This window comes from Mesorhizobium sp. IMUNJ 23033 (genome assembly GCF_044778005.1).
GTDB lineage: Bacteria > Pseudomonadota > Alphaproteobacteria > Rhizobiales > Rhizobiaceae > Mesorhizobium > Mesorhizobium amorphae_A.
Map to the genome: position 1 here is coordinate 254,100 of NZ_JBJACT010000004.1, position 20,674 is coordinate 274,773.

At 63.4% G+C, this 20,674-nt stretch carries 17 protein-coding genes; 14 read left to right on the forward strand and 3 right to left on the reverse strand.

Annotated features, from left to right (window positions below; translation table 11 throughout):
- Positions 1-343 precede the first annotated feature (343 nt).
- On the reverse strand, positions 344-1,888 hold the full coding sequence (locus ACFX5Q_RS06475) for a sigma-54-dependent transcriptional regulator (protein WP_404276262.1): 1,545 nt from the start codon (positions 1,886-1,888) through the stop codon (positions 344-346).
- 144 nt (positions 1,889-2,032) lie between these two features.
- Here ACFX5Q_RS06475 and ACFX5Q_RS06480 point away from each other — a divergent pair, with 144 nt between their 5' ends.
- The 12 genes from ACFX5Q_RS06480 to ACFX5Q_RS06535 all read left to right on the forward strand — a co-directional run bounded on the left by ACFX5Q_RS06480 (position 2,033) and on the right by ACFX5Q_RS06535 (position 15,293).
- The gene (locus tag ACFX5Q_RS06480; RefSeq protein WP_404276263.1) at positions 2,033-3,871 is read left to right on the forward strand and encodes a M3 family oligoendopeptidase; all 1,839 of its coding nucleotides are present in this window, start codon (positions 2,033-2,035) and stop codon (positions 3,869-3,871) included.
- 371 nt (positions 3,872-4,242) lie between these two features.
- The gene (locus ACFX5Q_RS06485) at positions 4,243-4,968 is read left to right on the forward strand and encodes a proton-conducting membrane transporter (protein ID WP_404276265.1); all 726 of its coding nucleotides are present in this window, start codon (positions 4,243-4,245) and stop codon (positions 4,966-4,968) included.
- 161 nt (positions 4,969-5,129) lie between these two features.
- Complete coding sequence (locus ACFX5Q_RS06490; protein WP_404276267.1) at positions 5,130-6,275, forward strand: aminodeoxychorismate synthase component I; 1,146 nt, start codon at positions 5,130-5,132, stop codon at positions 6,273-6,275.
- The gene (locus tag ACFX5Q_RS06495) at positions 6,224-6,886 is read left to right on the forward strand and encodes an aminotransferase class IV family protein (RefSeq protein ID WP_404276269.1); all 663 of its coding nucleotides are present in this window, start codon (positions 6,224-6,226) and stop codon (positions 6,884-6,886) included. Before ACFX5Q_RS06490 ends, ACFX5Q_RS06495 begins: the two co-directional genes overlap by 52 nt.
- A gap of 18 nt (positions 6,887-6,904) precedes the next feature.
- Positions 6,905-7,192: a YciI family protein gene (locus ACFX5Q_RS06500; RefSeq protein WP_404276271.1), complete on the forward strand. Its 288-nt coding sequence runs from the start codon at positions 6,905-6,907 to the stop codon at positions 7,190-7,192.
- Positions 7,189-8,121 carry a heme-dependent oxidative N-demethylase family protein gene (locus tag ACFX5Q_RS06505; protein WP_404276273.1) on the forward strand — a complete coding sequence of 311 codons (933 nt, stop codon included), beginning with the start codon at positions 7,189-7,191 and terminating at the stop codon, positions 8,119-8,121. Before ACFX5Q_RS06500 ends, ACFX5Q_RS06505 begins: the two co-directional genes overlap by 4 nt.
- Positions 8,122-8,256: 135 nt before the next feature.
- Complete coding sequence (locus ACFX5Q_RS06510) at positions 8,257-9,702, forward strand: homospermidine synthase (protein WP_404276274.1); 1,446 nt, start codon at positions 8,257-8,259, stop codon at positions 9,700-9,702.
- Between the two features lie 182 nt (positions 9,703-9,884).
- Positions 9,885-10,262, forward strand: a complete 378-nt coding sequence (locus ACFX5Q_RS06515; RefSeq protein ID WP_404276276.1) for a hypothetical protein — start codon at positions 9,885-9,887, stop codon at positions 10,260-10,262.
- Positions 10,263-10,511: 249 nt separating this feature from the next.
- Positions 10,512-12,518, forward strand: a complete 2,007-nt coding sequence (locus tag ACFX5Q_RS06520) for a 5'-nucleotidase C-terminal domain-containing protein (RefSeq protein WP_404276277.1) — start codon at positions 10,512-10,514, stop codon at positions 12,516-12,518.
- Between the two features lie 149 nt (positions 12,519-12,667).
- Positions 12,668-13,726 (forward strand): ferrochelatase, encoded by a 1,059-nt coding sequence (hemH, locus tag ACFX5Q_RS06525; protein WP_404276279.1) that lies wholly within the window; start codon positions 12,668-12,670, stop codon positions 13,724-13,726.
- A gap of 131 nt (positions 13,727-13,857) precedes the next feature.
- Positions 13,858-14,808 (forward strand): SPFH domain-containing protein, encoded by a 951-nt coding sequence (locus ACFX5Q_RS06530; RefSeq protein WP_404276281.1) that lies wholly within the window; start codon positions 13,858-13,860, stop codon positions 14,806-14,808.
- Between the two features lie 20 nt (positions 14,809-14,828).
- Positions 14,829-15,293 carry an NfeD family protein gene (locus tag ACFX5Q_RS06535; RefSeq protein ID WP_404276283.1) on the forward strand — a complete coding sequence of 155 codons (465 nt, stop codon included), beginning with the start codon at positions 14,829-14,831 and terminating at the stop codon, positions 15,291-15,293.
- A gap of 62 nt (positions 15,294-15,355) precedes the next feature.
- On the opposite strand, the gene ACFX5Q_RS06540 is transcribed toward ACFX5Q_RS06535, so the two are convergent.
- The gene (locus tag ACFX5Q_RS06540; RefSeq protein ID WP_404276476.1) at positions 15,356-16,357 is read right to left on the reverse strand and encodes an SIS domain-containing protein; all 1,002 of its coding nucleotides are present in this window, start codon (positions 16,355-16,357) and stop codon (positions 15,356-15,358) included.
- Between the two features lie 193 nt (positions 16,358-16,550).
- Here ACFX5Q_RS06540 and ACFX5Q_RS06545 point away from each other — a divergent pair, with 193 nt between their 5' ends.
- Complete coding sequence (locus ACFX5Q_RS06545) at positions 16,551-18,335, forward strand: outer membrane beta-barrel protein (RefSeq protein WP_404276284.1); 1,785 nt, start codon at positions 16,551-16,553, stop codon at positions 18,333-18,335.
- A 1-nt stretch (position 18,336) separates the two neighbouring features.
- Here the strand turns inward: ACFX5Q_RS06545 and galU are convergent, their stop codons facing one another.
- On the reverse strand, positions 18,337-19,242 hold the full coding sequence (galU, locus tag ACFX5Q_RS06550; protein WP_404276285.1) for a UTP--glucose-1-phosphate uridylyltransferase GalU: 906 nt from the start codon (positions 19,240-19,242) through the stop codon (positions 18,337-18,339).
- A 207-nt stretch (positions 19,243-19,449) separates the two neighbouring features.
- Here galU and ACFX5Q_RS06555 point away from each other — a divergent pair, with 207 nt between their 5' ends.
- Complete coding sequence (locus tag ACFX5Q_RS06555; protein WP_404276286.1) at positions 19,450-20,673, forward strand: lytic murein transglycosylase; 1,224 nt, start codon at positions 19,450-19,452, stop codon at positions 20,671-20,673.
- Position 20,674: the final 1 nt, after the last annotated feature.

Here is a 20,674-nt window from a genome sequence, read left to right on the forward strand (position 1 = left end):
AAAAGGCCTTGCAGGCTGCCGTTTGTCCCCGGATTTGCCCAAACGGATGCGTGGTTGATCACATCCGAATATCGATCCTAATGGTTAATCATCGCTTATTGAAGCCGAAATGCGGTAACACCGTGGCGATATCCCGTCAAAAATAATGCACGGGGTTTCTTGGTAAACTGCTGGTTTAGATCATGATTCCGCCTCCGATCGAAACACGATCTGTTACCGCCAGCCTTAATGCGTGAACGCAACCGCCACTATGCCCAGCGCATTGCCCGGTCGAAACCGTCGATCTCGTCACGACAACGAGGTGTGCAAGCTGGTCCGGACCCTGCGGGACAAGGCCTTCCCGTCAGGAAGCGAGCCGTTCGATGCGGCCGCTTTCCGGGTCGATGCCGTATTCCTTGAGCTTCCTGTACAGCGTCGAGCGGCCGATGCCGAGACGGCGCGCGACCTCGCTCATCTGGCCGTTATAGTGATCGATCGCCAGCTTGATCATTTCAAGTTCGACATCGGCCAGCGCGCGCACATTGCCGCGCTCGTCCAGCGCCCTGAGCGTACCGAAACGCGGCTGCAGCCTGGTAGGCGGATCAGCTTCGCCGACCGCAAACCCTTCATCGTCGGCCGCAACACCGTTGGCGCGTGGCGAATCGTCGGAAGCCGGGCCGGGACCGGGCATCGCGAGCTCGGCATCGAGATTGACCGTGCCTTCCAGTTGCGCGCGGATCTGCGGGAATTCCTCTTCCGTCAGCACATCGCCCTCGGCGAGCACCGAGGCCCGGAAGACGGCGTTTTCCAGTTGCCTGATGTTGCCCGGCCAGTCATAGGCCTGCAGCATGGCAAGCGCCGTGGCCGAAATGCCGTGCAGGCGACGGCGCGGATCGGCCGGCGCGACCTTCTCCATGAAGTGCCTGACCAGATAGGGAATGTCGTCGCGGCGGTCGCGCAGCGGCGGCACGAAGATTGGATAGACGTTCAGCCGGTAGAACAGATCCTCGCGGAACTTGCCGTCCTTGACCTGCTGCAAGAGGTTACGGTGCGTCGCCGAGATCAACCTGATGTCGACCCTGACGGTTGAGCGGCCGCCGACCGGATCGACCTCGCCATCCTGGACGGCGCGCAGCAGCTTGACCTGCACGTCGAGCGGCAGGTCGCCGATCTCGTCGAGGAACAGCGTGCCCGAATGCGCCTCGACGAACTTGCCGGTGTGTTTTTCGGTGGCGCCGGTGAACGAGCCCTTCTCATGGCCGAACAGGATCGATTCGACCAGATTGTCGGGGATGGCGCCGCAATTGACGGTGACGAAAGGCTTCGAGCGGCGGTCGCCGCTGCCCTGGATGGCGCGCGCCACCAGTTCCTTGCCGACGCCCGATTCGCCTTCGATCAGGATCGGGATGTTGGACGCCGCCGCCTTCTGGCCGAGGCGGATCACGCGGTCCATCGCCGGGCTGTGGGTGATCATGTCCTTGAAGGTCAGATGGCCGCCGCGCCGCCGCGACGTTCGCTTCATCTCGTCCTCGACCGCCTCGACTTTGAGCGCGTTGCCGATCGCTGTCTGCAGCCTGTCGGGAGAGGCCGGCTTGACCACGAAATCGAACGCGCCATGGCGCATCGCCGAAACGACGGTTTCGATGCCGCCCTGCGCGGTCTGCACGATGACCGGCACATGGATGCCGCGCTCGCGCATCGCCTTGAGCACGCCGATACCGTCGAGGCCCGGCATGACCAGATCGAGGATGACAACCGAGACCTCGCGTGCATTGGGCCCGTCGAGGACGCCGAGACCGGCTTCGCCGCCGTCGGCGACGATCGCGCCGTGGCCGAATTTCGTCACCGCCGCCTCGAGCAGCCTGCGCTGCACGGGATCGTCATCGACTATGAGTATGGAACCTGTCATGACTGTCTTGGATGCCCGCCTGAGAAATTCCCCATGGATCATCTTGGCACAGGGTTCTAAACAAGGTTTCAAAAAACCCGGTGAACGAATTCCTTAGGATTTGACCGGCTTCTCCTTTCCCCTTGATTCCGGAAGGTATTGTTGATGCGCATGATGTTCGATCGGCGGCTTGCGGCGCCAGCAATCGGTCACGGCGCGTCCGAGTTGGGCGATCTGCCGGAATGGAACCTCGCCGATCTCTACTCCGGCATGGAGGCTCCCGAACTGAAGCGCGACATTGCGAGCGCCGCAAGCGATGCCACCGCCTTCGAGAGCCGCTGGAAGGGAACGCTGGCAGCCGAGGCTGAGCGCGGCAGCGCCGGCAGGCTGGGCGAAGCGCTGCGCGCCTATGAGGCACTGGAGGAACTGATCGGCCGCATCGTCTCCTATGCCGGGCTGGTCTATGCCGGCAACACGGCCGATCCGCAGCGCGCCAAGCTCTATGGCGATATCCAGGAGAAGATGACCGACGCCAGCGCGCATCTTCTGTTCTTCGCGCTCGAGCTGAACCTGATCGACGATGCCGTGATCGAGAGCGCGCTCGCAGCCGACGCTGGCTTCGCCCATTACCGGCCCTGGGTGCTCGACCTGCGCAAGGACAAGCCGTTCCAACTCGAGGACCGGGTCGAGCAGCTCTTCCACGAAAAGTCGATCACCGGGCGCGGCGCCTGGAACCGGCTGTTCGACGAGACGATGACGGATCTGCGCTTTGACGTCGGCGGCGAGGAGCTGGCGCTGGAGCCGGCACTGAACCGCCTGCAGGACGCCGACGGCGAGCTGCGGCGCCAGGCTTCCGAAGCGCTGGCCGCCACCTTCCGCAAGAATTTGCGCACCTTCACCTTGATCACCAACACGCTGGCCAAGGACAAGGAGATCTCCGACCGCTGGCGTGGCTTTGAGGACATCGCCGATTCACGCCATCTCGCCAACCGCGTCGAGCGCAGCGTCGTCGACGCGCTGGCCTTGGCCGTACGCGAAGCCTATCCGCGCCTGTCGCACCGCTACTACGCGATGAAAGCGCGCTGGCTGGGCATGGAGGTGATGAACCACTGGGACCGCAACGCGCCCTTGCCCGAGACCCCGCAGGCGGTCATCCGCTGGGACGACGCCAGGGACACGGTGCTGTCGGCCTATCAGCGCTTTTCGCCCGACATGGCCGAAATCGCCCGGACCTTCTTCGACCGCAACTGGATCGACGCACCGGTCAGGCCGGGCAAGTCGCCCGGCGCCTTCGCCCATCCGACCGTGCCGTCGGCGCATCCCTATGTGCTGCTCAACTACATGGGCAAGCCGCGCGATGTGATGACGCTGGCGCATGAGCTTGGCCACGGCGTCCACCAGGTGCTGGCCGGTGGCCAGGGCGCATTGATGGCCTCGACGCCGCTGACGCTCGCCGAGACGGCGTCCGTCTTCGGCGAGATGCTGACCTTCCGTTCGCTGCTCAACCAGACCACCGACAGGCGCGAGCGCAAGGCCATGCTCGCCCAGAAGGTCGAGGACATGATCAACACCGTCGTGCGCCAGATCGCCTTCTACGAATTCGAGCGCAAGGTGCATGCCGAGCGCAAGAACGGCGAACTGACCTCCGACCGGCTCGGCCAGTTCTGGCTGGAGGTGCAGGCCGAAAGCCTCGGACCGGCGATCAAGCTGCGCGATGGCTACGAAGTGTTCTGGACCTACATCCCGCACTTCATCCATTCGCCCTTCTACGTCTATGCCTATGCCTTCGGCGATTGCCTGGTGAACTCGCTCTATGCGGTCTACCAGAATGCCGAGCGCGGCTTTCAGGAGAAGTATTTCGAGATGCTGCGCGCCGGCGGCACCAAGCATCATTCCGAGCTTCTGGCGCCCTTCGGCCTCGACGCCACCGATCCCGCCTTCTGGCAAATCGGGCTCAGCGTGATCGGCGGCCTGATCGACGAACTGGAAGCGCTGGACAAGTGACAGGCGGTCTCGACACTCGGCTTAATCAAAATAGATTAGCCGAAGCGCATGTTGGGACCGTTCTATTCTTGTCCTAAATATCTGTTCTTGAACAACTCTCGGTGGAATTTTTCCGTTAGCTTTCCGCAGGCCGTATGATAGCGTCCCGCCTCAAGCTCAGCCGGACGCACTGCTCAGGCCAGGGACACTCTCGGCCGGTCGTGGCGCCTTGGCGAATGCGATGGCGGCCGTTGGCCATGGGTGTGTAAAACCCGATCGCCGACAGGTCGATGAAGCCGGCAGTTCCGTCAACCGCGGAACCACCTTTGAATGATCCTTGCGCCAAGGTCATCACTCCGGCCACGGCAGACGGATCGGAGTGGAGAGAGACAATGGGCACTTTTTTCTACATGCTCCTGGCGTTCGTTGTAGGTGTGTTGGTTGGCTGGTTCCTCTGGGGTCGCCTGCGCGGCGAGCTCGACAGTTTGCGCGGCGATCTGGACCGCACGCGCAGCGAACGTGACAAGCTTCGTGCCGAGCTGGATGCATGTGGCCGCGCCCGCGCCGATCTCGAGCGCCAGCTGCGCGAAGCGCCCGCCGCATCCGGCACCGCGAAGGCCGCCGGGCAGGCACCGGCCGCGCTGATGTCGACACCCGCAACGGCTCCGGCCAAACCCGCCGCCGCCAAGCCCGCTGCCAAGCCAGCCTCCGCCAAGCCAGCCGCTGCGGCTAAGAAACCCTCCGCTGCCAAGACCGCGGCCGTGCCAAAGCCGGCAGCGAAAGCCGCCGCCCCCAAGGCTGCTGCGTCCAAACCGGCCGCGGCGAAGAAAGCAGTACCGGCTTCGGCCAAGGCGGCAGCTGGCAAGCCCGACAATCTGCGCCGCTTGATCGGCATCGGCCCGGTCAACGAAAAGCTACTCAAGGGCCTGGGGGTCACCTCCTACGCCCAGATCGCCGCCTGGACGGAAGCCGACGTCAAGCGGATCGAGGACGTGCTGAATTTCGACGGCCGTATCGCGCGAGAGCAATGGATCGACCAGGCGAAGCTTTTGGCCGCCGGCGACGAAAATGGATTCGCCCGACGCTTCCCGACCGCGGGAACCGCCAACAACACCTGAGCGTATTCAGCCTGCGGGCCACAATGGCGGCGCCCCGTGCCGCCATTGTTTTTGTAGCCGTGCAACCTTTGCGTCCTTGGACGCCGCTCCCTCGATTGCACGCGGGCGAGCCCCCATATAGAGCGATCGCTGGCGTCACAGACCGCAGCATCCGAGCCCCAATGTCCCTGCCCTCCGCCATCTTCCGCAATGATGCGAGCGCGCGTCAGCTCGTCTTCGACCATCCGGCCGAAATCATCACGGCGCATGAAGCGCGCGATTTCCTGCCGGCGCTGGAAGCCGCGCAGGCGGCGAGCGACGCAGGCAAATGGCTGGCCGGCTATTTCTCCTACGAGGCGGGTTACCTGCTCGAGCCGAAACTGGTGCCGCTGCTGCCCGAGGGCCGGCGCGCGCCGCTGGTCTGCCTCGGCGTTTTCGATGCCCCGCTCGAGCAGGCCTTGCCGCAAAACACTGCGCCGGCCACCAATGGTCCGATCTTCGACGCCAGGGCCGCTTGGTCCGCCGAAGATTACGCCAGACGCTTCGCACGGCTGCATGACCACATCCGCAAGGGCGACTGCTATCAGGGCAACCTGACCTTTCCAGTCAACGCGCAATGGTCGGGCGATCCGCTCGCCGCCTTCAATGCGTTGACCGAGCGCCAGCCGGTGAAGTACGGCGCGCTGGTTGCGCTCGGCGATCCGATCGTGCTGTCGCGCTCGCCCGAACTGTTCTTCGAGATCTACGCCGACGGCATGATCGAGACGCATCCGATGAAGGGCACGGCGCCGCGCGGCGCGACCAAGGCCGAGGACGCCAAGTTGAAGGCGTTCCTGCGCAACGACGAGAAGAACCAGGCCGAGAACCGGATGATCGTCGACCTCCTGCGCAACGACATTTCGCTGATCAGCGAGGTCGGCACGCTTGAGGTGCCCGAACTGTTCCGCATCGAGACCTATCCGACGGTGCACCAGATGGTGAGCCGTGTGCGGGCGAAGCTCCTGCCGGATGTCAGCATCCGCCAGATCCTGGCTGCGCTGTTTCCCTGCGGCTCGATCACCGGCGCGCCGAAAATACGCGCCATGGAGATACTGCACGAATTGGAAGGCGTGCCGCGCGACGTCTATTGCGGCGCCATCGGCTGGATCGCGCCCGGCGGCACGATGCGCTTTTCCGTGGCGATCCGCACCATCTCGCTCTTTTCCAGCGGCGAGGCCGTCTACAATGTCGGCGGTGGCGTCGTCTTCGATTCCACGGCCGAGGAGGAGTATCGGGAGTGTCTGCTGAAAGCACGCTTCGCGACGGGAACGCCGCCGAATTCGAGCTGATCGAGACCATGCGCTGGGAACCCGGCGCGGGGTTCCTGCGCTTCGATCGCCATCTCGCACGGCTTTATGGCTCGGCTGCGGAGCTGGGCTTTGCATGCGATCCGCAACGGGTCGGCGAAGCGCTCATGAATACGGTTGGCCGACAGGAGACGGCATTGCGCACCCGCCTTGTCCTGGCGCGCAATGGCGAGGCGACGGCCTCGGTGCAGCCTTACGAACCGCTGGCAGCCGACAAGGTCTGGAGGTTGCAATTGGCGCGGGTGCGGCTCGATTCCAGCGATACGCTGCTGCGCCACAAGACCAGTCGGCGACAGACCTACATCCATGCCCGCGCCGAATATCTCATCACCCAGGCCGACGAGGTGCTTTTAGCCAACGAGCGCGGTGAACTCTGCGAGGGCACGATCACCAATCTCTTCGCCGACTTCGGCGACGGCGTGCTGATGACGCCCCGCCTCGATTGCGGCCTGTTGCCTGGCGTATTGCGCGGCGAGTTCCTGGACGAAGGCCGCGCCGCCGAAGCGATCTACAGCTTTGACGATCTGAAATCGGCCAGGGCGATCTACGTCGGCAATTCGCTGCGCGGGCTGATCCCGGCCAGATTGGCCTGACGCAGGCGGGAGATAGCGATGTTCGTCGTTTCGCTGAACTACAAGGTGCCGCTCGCCGAGATCGACCGGCTGGCGCCGGCGCATGTCGAATGGCTGAAGGCCTGCTACGTCGAAGGTATCTTTGTCGCGTCCGGACCGAAGAACCCAAGGACTGGCGGCGTCATCATCGCGCGCGGTCCGCGCGATGTGCTGGATGCCAGGCTGGCAGCCGACCCGTTCGCCAAGGCGGGTGCCGCCGACTACGACGTCACCGAATTCACCGCGAGGATGACCGCCGCCGGGTTGGACGCCTTCAACGAAGCATGACCTCTCGCCAGCCCACCCATACGCCCTATGACGGCTCGTCCAAACTCTTCACCATCGGGCTGAAGCCGCTCGACCCTGACCGGTGGATCGAGGTCGACGAACATCTGCTGCCGCATCTCGCCGAGAAACGCCGGCTCTATGCGGAAATCCCCGAAAGGGTCTTTGTCGAGGAAGACGGTACTCGCGACGCGCAGCGCGAAGTGCTCGACCTGCTCGGCGAGCATCTGCTGACGAAGCATCCTGACATCTATCGGCGCTCCGGCGACGGGATCGAGGTGGTTGGCGCCGGGAAATTTGGCGGGCCTGATGCAGGCTTACGATACGCGCCGCTCATCGCGGCGTCGCTGCTGGTCCAGGATGACCTGATCCTGATGCGGCGGGACGAAAGCGGCTGGCGCCTCGTCGCCGGCTCGCTTTGCTTTCCCTCGTCATGGTCGCTCACCGAAAAATTCGGCAAGCCGCTGCAGCAGATCCACGCGCCGGTGCCAGGTTTCGGGCCGGGCACGCGACCGGCCGATCTCATCAACCGTATGTTCGACGGCCTTCAGGGCCAGGCGGTCAAGCGCTACAACTGGTCGATCCAGGCAGGCGACGCGCTCTACCATCCCCTCTCCAACGTCGAGCGCATCGACCGCGCCAGCAACCGCCCGACGCGATTCCCTGATGGCGACGTCGACGCCCACGCCTTCATCCGCGTCGAGCGGCAGACGCTCAGGAAGCTGACCGTCTCGCGCGACGTGCTGTTCACCATCCGCATCCATCTCGATCCGCTCAAGGTGCTGGCCAGCCATCCCGACAGGCAAGCGCTGGCTGTGTCTTTCGCCGCGCAGCTTCAGGAGCTTGACCAGGCCCAGCTCGACTACAAGGGGCTGACCGCCGACCGCAACCGGTTGGTCGCCTTCCTCGACGACATGGCCAAGGCGGCTTAACCAAATGCGCAAGCCGGCCTGGCCGGCGGTTGGCGCTTTTCACTGGTTTATGACAATGATCTGTGGTGTAGCGCTTGGCCGTCCGGCGCAAATGCCCGGCTTTTCCCCCCGCGTGCTGAAGGAGTGTTCGATAAAATGGCGAATGAAAACTGGCCCGTTTACGGTGAAATCACCGGCCCGGTCGTGATGGTCGGCTTCGGCTCGATCGGACGGGGAACGCTGCCGCTGATCGAGCGCCATTTCAAGTTCGACAAGTCGCGCATGACGGTCATCGACCCGCGCGACACCGACCGCAGGCTGCTCGACGAGCGCGGCATCGCTTTCGTCCAGGAGGCGGTGACCGAGAAGAACTACAAGAAGCTCTTGACGCCGCTTCTGACCAATGGCGGTGGCAAGGGCTTTTGCGTCAACCTGTCGGTCGACACCGGCTCGGTGGACCTGATGCGGCTCTGCCGCAAGCTCGGCGTGCTCTACATCGACACGGTCGTGGAGCCGTGGCTCGGTTTCTATTTCGATGCCAAGGCCGACAATGCCAGCCGCACCAACTATGCGCTGCGCGAAGCGATGATCAAGGAAAAGCATGAGAAGCCCGGCGGTGCGACGGCGATTTCGACCTGCGGCGCCAATCCCGGCATGGTCTCCTGGTTCGTCAAGCAGGCGCTGCTGAACCTCGCCACCGATCTCGGCCTCGAGTTTCCCGAGCCGGCGCAGGACGACCGTGACGGCTGGGCCAGGCTGATGAAGAAGGCCGGCGTCAAGGGCATCCACATCGCCGAGCGCGACACCCAGCGCACCAAAAAGCCTAAGCCGATGAACGTGTTCTGGAACACCTGGTCGGTCGAGGGCTTCATCTCCGAGGGCCTGCAGCCGGCCGAGCTCGGCTGGGGCACGCATGAGAAATGGATGCCGAAGAACGGCAAGAAGCACAAGCATGGCTCCAAGGCGGCGATCTATCTGGAACAGCCCGGCGCCAACACCCGCGTGCGCTCGTGGTGCCCGACGCCCGGCCCGCAATACGGTTTCCTGGTGACGCATAACGAGGCGATCTCGATCGCCGATTTCTTCACCGTGCGCGGCAAGAAGGGCAAGGTGCAGTACCGCCCGACCTGCCACTATGCCTATCATCCCTGCAATGACGCCCTACTGTCGCTGCACGAGATGTTCGGCGCCGCCGGCAAGTCGCAACCCGTGCATCACGTGCTTGACGAGAACGAGCTGGTCGACGGCGTCGACGAGCTTGGCGTCCTGCTCTACGGCCACGACAAGAACGCCTACTGGTATGGCTCGCAGCTGTCGCTGGCCGAGGCGCGCAAGCTGGCGCCCTATCAGAACGCCACCGGCATGCAGGTCACGTCGGCGGTGCTCGCCGGCATGGTCTGGGCGCTGGAAAACCCTGAAGTCGGCATCGTCGAGGCCGATGAGATGGACTACAAGCGCTGCCTGGAAGTGCAGTCGCCCTATCTCGGGCCGGTCAAGGGCTACTACACCGACTGGACGCCGCTCGATAACCGCCCGGGGCTTTTCCCCGAGGATCTCGACCACAACGACCCGTGGCAATTCCGCAACATCCTGGTGCGATAGCGGTTCCACCAGCATGTCCGACTGCCTTGCAATCGCCCGGAAATCGGGCGATTGAAGGGATGCGGCCTAGAGCGACGTGCCTCCATTTGGAAAGTACGCTCTAGCACTTTGGATGCACGCATCGTGCTTTCCGAAAATCGCATCGATTTTCGGGCCGATGCTTGAGGAGAGGGTTTTTAGAAATGACGATTGCGCGCAAAGTTCTTTCTATGGGCGCCGCGGGCGCCCTGGCGACGATGCTTGCCGGCTGCATGACGGGCGGCCCCGAGGCGCCGCCGATGGCGTCTGGACCGAAAGGCGTCGAAGGCTCCTGGATCGATGCCAAAGGCACCGGCCTGTCGACCTTCGCGGCCGGCAGCTTCGCCACCGTCGCGACCGATACCGGCCAGAAGCTCGCCGAAGGCAGCTACACCATGACCGGCGCCACCTCGGTCGAGATCCACGGCACCTCGCTCATCCGCCAGACGCCGGTCAGCTTCAACTGCCTGATGGTCTCCACCAGCCAGCTCAACTGCACCAGCGCGGCCGGGCAGAATTTCGTGCTGACGCGCCGGGCCTAAAGCATTTTGCAGCCCAGGTGTATTCACTTGGCATCCTATGAAATGCGGCTGAAATAGCCTGGTACGACATCGATCCATCCAAAAGACGGCGGCGCGAGCCGCCTTCTTTTTTATGCCGGCAAACATCGTCCTGATTTCCACTTGCATCGATGAAAACGCGATGTGAACATGACGCAAAAGCTGGCTGTTATGCCCCCAGTCAAGCAAGGGCGTTAAATGCCTCTGGTCAGGTTCATCCGGGAGACGAATATGAAGAAGTTTGCCGCCATTGCCGCCCTGTCGGCATCCACGCTTGGCCTGTCGGCCGGCGCATCCTTTGCCGACTACACACTGAACATCCTGCATATCAACGACTGGCACAGCCGCATCGAGGGCAACAACAAATACGAGTCGACCTGTTCGGCCGAAGAGGAGACCAAGGGCGAATGCATCGGCGGCGCCGGCCGCCTGATCACCGCGATCGCGCAGGAGCGCAAGAAGCTGGAAGGCCAGAATGTGCTGCTGCTCAGCGCCGGCGACAATTTCCAGGGCTCGCTGTTCTACACCACCTACAAGGGCAAGGTCGAAGGCGAGTTCCTCAACGAGATGAAATTCGACGCCATGGCGCTCGGCAATCACGAGTTCGACGACGGCGAGACCGCACTTGCTCCGTTCCTCGACATGATCAAGTTCCCCGTGCTGGGCGCCAATGTGAAGGCCAACGCGCAATCCAAGCTAGGCGACCGCGTCAAGCCATCGATCGTGGTCGAAGTCGGCGGCCAGAAGATCGGCATCATCGGCGCCGTCACCAACGACACGCCGGAACTGGCTACGCCTGGCCCCAACATCACCATCGAGGACGACGTCAAGTCGATCACATCAGAGGTCGAGAAGCTGAAGGGCGAAGGCGTCAACAAGATCATCGCGGTGACCCATATCGGCTACAACCGCGAGCGCGACGTCATCGCCAAGATCCCCGGCATCGACGTGGTGGTCGGCGGCCACAGCCATACGCTTTTGTCGAACACCGATCCGAAGGCGGCGGGCCCCTATCCGACGATGGTCGACAACCCCGACGGCTATAAGGTGCCGGTCGTGCAGGCGGCGTCCTATTCGAAATATCTCGGCGAGTTCAAGGTCGTGTTCGACGACAATGGCGTCGTCAAGGAAGCCAGCGGCGATCCGATCTTTCTCGACAAGTCGATCACGCCCGATCCCGCCGTGCTTGCCCGCATCAAGGAACTCGGCGCGCCGATCGAGGAACTGAAGAACAAGGAGGTGGCCGAGACCACCAAGCCGATCGACGGCAGCCGAGAGAATTGCCGCACCCGCGAATGCGAGATGGGCAATCTCGTCTCCGACGCGATCCTCGACCGCGTCAAGGGCCAGGGCGTCGAGATCGTCATCTCGAACGGCGGCGGACTGCGCGCCTCGATCGACCAGGGCACCGTGACCATGGGCGAAGTGCTGACCGTGCTGCCGTTCCAGAACACGCTGGCGACATTCAAGATCTCGGGCAAGGATCTGGTGGCCGGGCTGGAAAGTGGCCTCAGCCAGATCGAGGACGGCGCCGGGCGCTTCCCGCAGGTCGCCGGCCTGAAATATTCCTTCGACAAGTCGGTCGCGCCCAATGCCGGACGCGTCAAGTCGGTCGAAGTCATGGAGGGTGGCGCCTGGACACCACTCAATCCGGACAAGGACTATCTGGTCGCCACCAACAACTATGTCCGCCAGGGCGGTGACGGCTACAAGGTCTTCGCCGAAAAGGCCCAGAATGCCTATGACTACGGTCCGGGCCTCGAACAGGTGGTCGCCGACTATCTCGGCGCGCACCGGCCCTATACGCCGAAGCTCGACGGCCGCATCACCGAAATAGCCGCAACCGTCGCGGCGGCTCCCGCGGCCGAGCCGGCCAAACCAGCCGAGCCGGCGATGCCAGCCTTGCCGGACAACTCTGGCGACATCGCCACGACCCCGCCGACCGTCCCGGCCGAAACCGCTCCTGCGGCGCCCGCACCGGCGGAGCCGGCCAAACCCGCAGAAGCAGCACCGGCCCCTGCCCCGGCCGCGGAACCCGCCAAGCCGGCAGAGGCTGCCCCGGCCGCGCCAGCCGAAGCCAGCCATGTCATCGTCGCCGGCGACACGTTCTGGGATCTGGCCAAGAACGCCTATGGCGACGGCACCAAGTGGAAGGCGATTTCCGAAGCCAACAAGGGCTACGAGCCGCGCCGTCTGCCGCTCGGCGCGACCCTGACGATTCCGCCTGCGGCGAAGTAGTCCTTTCGCAGAAACTCACAACACCCGTCTGGGAAACCAGGCGGGTGTTCTGCGTTCGGGTAAGGTGCGGCCAGACGCAGCATTGAAAACCGGCGCCGCATCGCTAGTTTCGCTGCGTCACCGGTGGTTCACGGTGCCCGGAGACCCGCATGACGCTTTCCAGTCCCGTCGACCCCAAAGCCGCGAAGGCGACTGCCCCGGCGGGTCATGCGCCGGTCAAGGCGGGCAAGATCGGCGTCATGCTGATCAATCTCGGCACGCCCGATGGCACCGACTTCACGCCGATGTGGCGCTATTTGAGGGAATTCCTCTCAGATCCGCGTGTGATCGAGTTGAATAAGGCGATCTGGTATCCGATCCTCTATGCTTTGGTCCTCACCACCAGGCCGAAAAAATCGGGCGCCAACTACGCCAGGATCTGGAACCGGGAGAAGAACGAGTCGCCGCTGCGCACCTACACCCGCGCCCAAAGCGAGAAGCTTGGCCAGGCGCTCGGTGACCTGCCCGAAGTCGTCGTCGACTGGGCGATGCGCTACGGCAACCCCTCGACGGCGAGCGTCGCCCAAAGACTGGTCGAGCAAGGCTGCGACCACATCCTGTCTTTCCCGCTCTATCCGCAGTACTCGGCAACGACGACGGCGACCGCCAACGACCAGCTGTTTCGCGCGCTGATGAAGATGCGGGCGGCACCAGCCATCCGCAGCGTGCCGCCTTACTATGCCGAGCCTGTCTACATCGATGCACTCGCCCGCTCGATCGAGCGGCACCTTGCAAGCCTCGACTTCGAGCCGGAGGTGGTCATTACCTCCTATCACGGCATTCCGAAGCCTTATTCAGACAAGGGCGATCCCTATCAGGCCCATTGCCTGGAGACGACACGGCTGCTGCGCCAAAAGCTCGGCTGGAGCGACGAAAGGCTGATCACCACCTTCCAGTCGCGCTTCGGCGCGCAGGATTGGCTGCAGCCCTATACCGACAAGACGGTGGAGAAACTCGGGCATGACGGCGTGAAGTCGATCGCCGTCGTCAATCCCGGCTTCTCCGTCGATTGCATCGAGACGCTGGACGAGATCGGCCGCGAGGCCGCCGAAACCTTCCATCACGCCGGCGGCGAGCAATTCGCCCACATCCCTTGCCTCAACGACAGCGCCGAGGGCATGGCCGTCATCGAGGCGATGGTGCGGCGCGAGCTGGCGGGCTGGGTCTGACGGGCTTCGGCGGCACGAAAGCGGTGCGCAAAAGCCTTCGCTAACCAATATTCGTGATCACCTGATTGTAACGTTGCGGAAACACACTTAAGTGATTCCGTGAAGTCGGCGCCTATTGAGGGAGAAACGAAATGGGCTTCAGCGGTTTCGATATCGCGATTATGGTTCTTGTTGCACTTGTCGTACTGGTGCTTTTCAAGGGTATCCGGACAATCCCGCAAGGCTACAATTATACGGTTGAGCGTTTCGGCCGCTATACCAAGACATTGTCCCCCGGCCTCAACCTCATCGTGCCGTTCGTCGACCGTGTCGGCGCCAAGATGAATATGATGGAACAGGTGCTCGACGTACCGAGCCAGGAGATCATCACCCGCGACAACGCCATCGTCGGCGTCGACGGCATCGCCTTCTTCCAGATCCTCAATGCGGCGCAGGCGGCCTACCAGGTCTCCGGCCTGCAGAACGCCATCCTCAACCTGACGATGACCAACATCCGCACCGTCATGGGCTCGATGGACCTCGACGAATTGCTGTCGAACCGCGACGCCATCAACGAACGCCTGCTGCGCGTCGTCGACGAAGCCGCGCACCCGTGGGGCATCAAGATCACCCGCGTCGAGATCAAGGATATCAACCCGCCGGCCAATCTGATCGAATCGATGGGTCGGCAGATGACGGCAGAGCGCAACAAGCGCGCGCAAATCCTCGCCGCCGAAGGTCTCAAGCAGTCGCAGATCCTCGAGGCTGAGGGCCGGAAGGAAGCTGCCTTCCGCGACGCCGAGGCTCGCGAACGCTCGGCCGAAGCCGAAGCCCGTGCCACGCAGGTCGTCTCCGACGCCATCTCCCAGGGCGATGTACAGGCGCTCAACTACTTCGTCGCGCTGAAATACACCGAGGCACTGACCAAGATCGGTTCGGCCACCAACAGCAAGGTCGTGCTGATGCCGATGGAGGCCTCGTCGCTGATCGGCACGCTCGGCGGCATTGGCGAGATCGCCAAGGAAGTCTTTCGCAGCGAAGGCACGACCGGCGCGCAGCGGCAGGCCGCCCGCCCGCCGGTGGTCCGCCCGAGCGAGAATTGAGATCGTAGGAGCGCACTCCCATGCTCGATCGCATCATTTCCGAACTCGGTCCGTGGAACTGGATGGTTCTCGGCTTCGTCCTGCTGGTGATGGAAGTCATCGCGCCCGGTATTTTCATGCTGTGGATCGGCATCGCCGCGCTCATCATCGGCGCCGTGTCGCTGCTGATCTGGGATGCAGGTTTCTGGACCTGGCAAATCCAGGTGCTCGCCTTCCTCGCTCTGTCGCTGGTTTCCGCCTATTTCGGCAAGAAGCTGGTGGGCGGTCGCAATGATCCAACCGACCAGCCGCTGCTCAACCGCCGCGGCGCGCAGATGGTCGGCAAGATGGCGACACTTGCCGAGCCGATCAAGGACGGCCGCGGCCGCATCAAGCTCGGCGACACGCTGTGGCGTGTTTCCGGCCCGGATTTGCCGGTCGGCACGCAGGTGCGGGTGACGGGTGCTGCCGACACCGATCTGGAACTGACCGTCGAAGCTGTATGAGTCGACGGTTTAGGGTGTGTTGAGATTCAGGTCAGGCCGGCATCACCTGAAGATCGACAAGCCTAGGCTGCGCCGATGCGCAGCAGGTCATGCAGGTGGACGAGCCCGACCGGGCGTCCGCCCTCGACCACCATCAGGCTGGTGATGGCCGAAGTGTTGATGGTCTGCAGCGCCGTCGCCACCAGGGTGTCCGGGCTCGCCGTCTTCGGCTTCCTGGTCATCACCTGATCGACGCTCATTGCCAAGAGATCGTTGGCGATATGACGGCGGATATCGCCGTCGGTGATGATGCCTATCAGAGCGCCGTCCACGGCCGTAATCGCCACGCAGCCAAACCCCTTGCGCGACAATTCGAGGATCGCGTCCTGCATTCCGGTCCCCGTCGGCACCAGAGGAAGCCTGTCGCCGACATGCATGATCTCGCGGATCTGCGTCAGATTGGCGCCGAGCTGGCCGCCGGGATGGAAGGTGCGGAAATGATCCGGCGTGAAGCCGCGCGCCTCGAGCAGTGCGATGGCCAGCGCATCGCCCATGATCAGCTGAAGCAGCGTCGACGTCGTCGGCGCTAGCCCATGCGGACAGGCTTCAGGCGCCGGCGGCAAGAGCAGCACCACGTCGGCCGCGCGCGCCAGCGCCGATGTCGCGCCGGATGTGACCGCGATCAGCGGGATCGAAAAGCGCCGGGAATAGGCGACGATCCCCATCAATTCCTTGCTCTCGCCGGACCATGACATGGCGATGATGGCATCGTCCTTGGCAATCATGCCGAGATCGCCGTGATTGGCCTCGGCCGGATGGACGAAGAAGGCGGGCGTGCCGGTCGAGGCAAGCGTCGCGGCGATCTTCGAACCGATATGGCCGCTCTTGCCGACGCCGGTGACGATGACGCGGCCATCGGCCCGCGAGACGATGGCGACGGCCCGCGCGAACGGCTCGGCCAGTCCGTCTTCGAGCGCCGCGGCAAGTGCCGCGACACCGGCCTGCTCGGTCGCCACCGTTCTCAGCGCCGAATCGATCGCGGCCTGCCTGTCCGGCTGCTTCTTTTCTGGGGACCCCGCATGCATGCCGATGCGATTAGCGCTTTGCCCCACGCCTGTCCAACAGAAATGGCTGTTAGCGTTCCGATCTCGAACCGCGCGGACTTCGAAATCGTGCCACCAGACCGTGCTGGACGCCACCGCCTCAACCCTCCGTTAACCATCCCCATTTACGGTTCGGTAAGTATGGCGCGCATGCGCAGCGCAAGCAGTGGTGACGATGTCGCGGGCCCAGCCTGGAACGAGAAGAGGTCTAAGGGACACGACCGTCAGCACTCTGCTGCTGGCGGCCAGCGTCCTGGCTTTGCTGCGTCCGATACCGCTCCACGCCCAGGAAACCGAGCTGCGCGGCGAGGTTTCGGAATCGGCGATCCTGGCCGACCAGCAGCGCAAGGCCAGGCAACTGAGCATGGCCAGTTCCCAGGACCAGCAGGCACAAGCGAACGCAGCCGCAACGGACGACGCGCCGGCGGACACCTACCAGCCGGCCAGCCCCGGCGCGGTGCCTGACGACACCAACGCGACAGGCGCGGCCAACAGCATTTTCGATCAGCCCGCTGCCACCGACGACACATCGACCGACGAGGCGGCTCCGGTTAAGCCCCGCCGGCTCTCGACCGCAAGACAGCGTGCCGCCGACCAGGACAAGACCAAGGACGACAAGGCCAAGGCCGCCGACAAGAAGAAGACGAAAAAGACCACTGACGCAACAGCAAGCACAGCCGCCACGGATGACAACGAGACCACCGACGCCGAGCAGGACACCGCCAATCGCCGCGCCCTTACGGTCGACAGCGCCGACAGGCAAAAACTTGACCCTGGCGCCGAACGCACCGGCTCCATCGAAGGGCAGGACAAGAAACCCGAGGACGACCCCTTCGCCGCGACCGGCATCAAGGTCGGCTCCTTCCTCATCAGGCCAACGCTGGAGCAAGGCCTGACGTCGTCGTCCAATGCCGATTCCAGCAGCGGCGGCGCACCGGCGCTGCTTTCCGAAACGGCGCTGCGTTTTTCCGCCGCCTCCGACTGGCACGAGAATTCGGCGCTCATCAACGGCTACGGCAGCTTCCGCAAGACCGTATCCGGCGACGAGGTCTCCGACGCGCAAGGGCGGATCGAGGGAACGCTCAACGTCGATCTCGACAACGAGCTGCGCACCATCGCCAAGCTCGGTTACGAAGCCGTGCCGGAATCGGCCTCCTCGCCGGATGCCATTGCCGGGGTCTCCTCGCAGCCGCTGCGGCAGACCGTCAACGGCAGTCTCGGCATCGAGAAGGATGTCGGCAAGATGCGCTACACGCTGACCGGCGCGGTGACGCACGATTTCTATGGCGACGCCAAGCTTTCAGACGGCACCTCGCTGTCGCAGAAGGACCGCGACTCCACCCTCTACACCGCGACCTTGCGCACCGGTTACGAAATCTCTCCAGCCCTCGTCCCGTTCACCGAGGTCGAGGTCGGGCGCAGGGACTATGATCTGCGCTCAGACAGCAATGGGTTCGAACGCTCCTCGACGCGGCTTGGCGCGCGCGCCGGCCTTGAGCTCGACATGGGCGACAAGCTCTCCGGCGAATTCTCCGCCGGCTGGCTGCGGGAGGCGATCGACGACAATAGCCTGGAAGCGATTTCAGGCCCGACGGTGGATGCCGATCTCAAATGGTCGCCCGAGCGCGGCACCACGATCGGACTGACCGGCCAGACCACCATCGAGGACACCACCACCGCCGCCCAAAGCGGCGACATCCTCTATTCCGGCCGGCTCACCGGCGAACGGCAGATCCGCGCCAATCTGACGGCGAACGCGGCACTCGGCGTCGACTGGCGCGACTATGTCGGCATCGATGGTCATGATTTGGTGCTGAGTGCCGAGAGCAGCCTGACTTGGTGGCTGAACCGCTACGCCGGCCTCACCACCCGGGTCAGGACCGAGAAACTGACCAGCAACCTGCCCGGCCGCGACTACACCGCAAACAGCATCTTCCTTGGCGTGAAGGTGCAGCGGTAACTTAGAGGGCGGCGCCGCGCCGCTCCGACGGCTTCATCTCATCGAGCAAGGTGCGGATGACACCGCGCATGTTCTCATTCATGTCGTTGCGCCACAGGGCGAAGGCGACATTGGCCTCGACGAAGCCTTCCGGCGAACCGCAATCGAAGGTGCGGCCCTGATAGTGGTAGCCGTAGAAGGGTTGCTGCTTTTCCAGCTTCAGCATCGCGTCGGTAAGCTGGATCTCGTTGCCGGCGCCGCGTTCCTGGCCTTCGAGAATGCCGAAAATCTCCGGCTGCAGAATATAGCGGCCGTTGATGAACAGGTTGGACGGCGCGGTGCCCGTCTTCGGCTTCTCGACCATGCCGGTGATGCGGAAGCCGTGATGCGTATCCTCGCCGCGGCCGACGATGCCGTATTTATGCGCCTCGGCCGGATCGCATTCCTGCACCGCGATGATGTTGTTGCCGGTCTCGGCGTAGAGCTCGACCATGTCCTTCATGCAGCTCTTTTCCGACTGCATGATCATGTCGGGCAAAAGCAGCGCGAATGGCTCGTCGCCGACAAGCTCGCGCGCGCACCAGACGGCATGGCCAAGCCCCATCGGCACCTGCTGGCGGGTGAAGCTGGTCTGGCCCGGCGCCGGCTGCAGCCGTTGCAGGCGAGCAAGCTGGTCGTCCTTGCCGCGTTGCGCAAGCGTGTCGTAGAGCTCGAACTGGACGTCGAAGTGGTCCTCGATGACCGCCTTGTTGCGGCCGGTGACGAAGATGAAGTGCTCGATCCCCGCATCGCGCGCCTCGTCGACCACGTATTGGATGACCGGCCGATCGACGACAGTCAGCATTTCCTTCGGGATGGCCTTGGTGGCCGGGAGGAACCGCGTGCCGAGGCCGGCGACCGGGAAGACTGCCTTGCGAACTCTCTTCATGCTGTCAATTATCCGTTTGAGGGCCTGCTCCGCAATCCCGTTCTGACATTTTCGCGCCGGAATCGAGACGCATACAAGAGCAGGACCAAATATTGCATTGCGTAAAGCATCGAGGCGTCTTTTCGTTCCCGACCCCACCTATGGTAAACTAAATGCTAACCGGGTTCGGCGATGAATGATCTTCCTGATATGACGAAGGAGGAAAAGATGTCCGTTCGCAGCACCGCAAAGCGCCTGGCAAGCGCCGTGACGGCGGCCAGCCTCTCGCTTGCCCTGCTGATGCCCGCTGGGCCCGCTTTCGCCGATGCCGGGTTTCGGCAATGGGTTGCCAGCTTCCGCGCCACGGCGGTGCAGAGCGGCGTTTCCGGGGCGCTTTACGACCAGGCCTTCAAGAACATCAACGATATCGACCCGGTGGTGCTGGAGAAGGCCCGTACCCAGCCCGAATTCACCGCTCCTGCCTGGGACTATTTCGACAACCGCGTCCATGACCAGTCAGTTGCCGTCGGCCAGCAGATGGCCAGGAAATGGAAGCCGTGGCTGGACAGGATCGAGGCCAGATTCGGCGTCGACCGCAACATTTTGCTCGCCATCTGGTCGATGGAATCGAATTATGGCGAGATCCTCAAGCGCGACGACATCATGCGCAATGTCATCCGCTCGCTGGCGACGCTCGGCTATGCCGATCCCAGGCGATCGAAATTCGCCCGCACCCAGCTGATCGCGGCGCTGAAGATCCTGCAGAGGGGCGATATCGACGAAAGCCATCTCAGCGGCTCCTGGGCCGGCGCGATGGGTCACACCCAGTTCATACCGACCAGCTATCAGGCCTATGCGGTCGACATGGACGGCAACGGCAAGCGCGACATCTGGAATTCGATTCCAGACGCCCTGGCGACCGCCGCCAACCTGCTCAGGAAGAATGGCTGGCAGGCCGGCAAGACCTGGGGCTATGAGGTCACCTTGCCGGCCGGCAAACTCCCCGGCGGCTCCAAGACGCTGGCGCAATGGCAGGCGCTCGGCGTTGTCAGGGCCAGCGGCAAGCCATTCAAGAACGGCGCCGACAAGGCGACGCTGAAGGTGCCGGACGGTCGCGGCGGGCCGGCCTTCCTGATGGTCAAGAATTTCTCGGTTATCAAAGCCTACAACAACGCCGACAAATACGCGCTCGCCGTCGGCCTTCTTGCCGACGAAATCGCCGGCTATGGCGGTCTGGTGCAGGACTGGAAACGGCCTTTCACCAAGCTCACCTTCGAGGAAAGGCAGGAGCTTCAGCAGCGGCTTTCCGAGCATGGCTACTATGACGGCAAGTTCGACGGCAAGATCGGTGACGGATCGAAAGCCGCCATCCTGGCCTTCCAGGCAAAGACCGGCTTGACCCAGGACGGCTATCCAAGCATGGAAGTGCTCAAATGGCTCCGGCAAAAGTAGA

What these genes read in the sequence shown, in the direction of transcription:
- ACFX5Q_RS06475 (WP_404276262.1), bottom strand. Translation starts at nt 1,888, where the DNA reads ATGACAGGTTCCATACTCATAGTCGATGACGATCCCGTGCAGCGCAGG.
- ACFX5Q_RS06480 (WP_404276263.1), top strand. Translation starts at nt 2,033, where the DNA reads ATGCGCATGATGTTCGATCGGCGGCTTGCGGCGCCAGCAATCGGTCAC.
- ACFX5Q_RS06485 (WP_404276265.1), top strand. Translation starts at nt 4,243, where the DNA reads ATGGGCACTTTTTTCTACATGCTCCTGGCGTTCGTTGTAGGTGTGTTG.
- ACFX5Q_RS06490 (WP_404276267.1), top strand. Translation starts at nt 5,130, where the DNA reads ATGTCCCTGCCCTCCGCCATCTTCCGCAATGATGCGAGCGCGCGTCAG.
- ACFX5Q_RS06500 (WP_404276271.1), top strand. Translation starts at nt 6,905, where the DNA reads ATGTTCGTCGTTTCGCTGAACTACAAGGTGCCGCTCGCCGAGATCGAC.
- ACFX5Q_RS06505 (WP_404276273.1), top strand. Translation starts at nt 7,189, where the DNA reads ATGACCTCTCGCCAGCCCACCCATACGCCCTATGACGGCTCGTCCAAA.
- ACFX5Q_RS06510 (WP_404276274.1), top strand. Translation starts at nt 8,257, where the DNA reads ATGGCGAATGAAAACTGGCCCGTTTACGGTGAAATCACCGGCCCGGTC.
- ACFX5Q_RS06515 (WP_404276276.1), top strand. Translation starts at nt 9,885, where the DNA reads ATGACGATTGCGCGCAAAGTTCTTTCTATGGGCGCCGCGGGCGCCCTG.
- ACFX5Q_RS06520 (WP_404276277.1), top strand. Translation starts at nt 10,512, where the DNA reads ATGAAGAAGTTTGCCGCCATTGCCGCCCTGTCGGCATCCACGCTTGGC.
- hemH (WP_404276279.1), top strand. Translation starts at nt 12,668, where the DNA reads ATGACGCTTTCCAGTCCCGTCGACCCCAAAGCCGCGAAGGCGACTGCC.
- ACFX5Q_RS06530 (WP_404276281.1), top strand. Translation starts at nt 13,858, where the DNA reads ATGGGCTTCAGCGGTTTCGATATCGCGATTATGGTTCTTGTTGCACTT.
- ACFX5Q_RS06535 (WP_404276283.1), top strand. Translation starts at nt 14,829, where the DNA reads ATGCTCGATCGCATCATTTCCGAACTCGGTCCGTGGAACTGGATGGTT.
- ACFX5Q_RS06540 (WP_404276476.1), bottom strand. Translation starts at nt 16,357, where the DNA reads ATGCATGCGGGGTCCCCAGAAAAGAAGCAGCCGGACAGGCAGGCCGCG.
- ACFX5Q_RS06545 (WP_404276284.1), top strand. Translation starts at nt 16,551, where the DNA reads ATGTCGCGGGCCCAGCCTGGAACGAGAAGAGGTCTAAGGGACACGACC.
- galU (WP_404276285.1), bottom strand. Translation starts at nt 19,242, where the DNA reads ATGAAGAGAGTTCGCAAGGCAGTCTTCCCGGTCGCCGGCCTCGGCACG.
- ACFX5Q_RS06555 (WP_404276286.1), top strand. Translation starts at nt 19,450, where the DNA reads ATGTCCGTTCGCAGCACCGCAAAGCGCCTGGCAAGCGCCGTGACGGCG.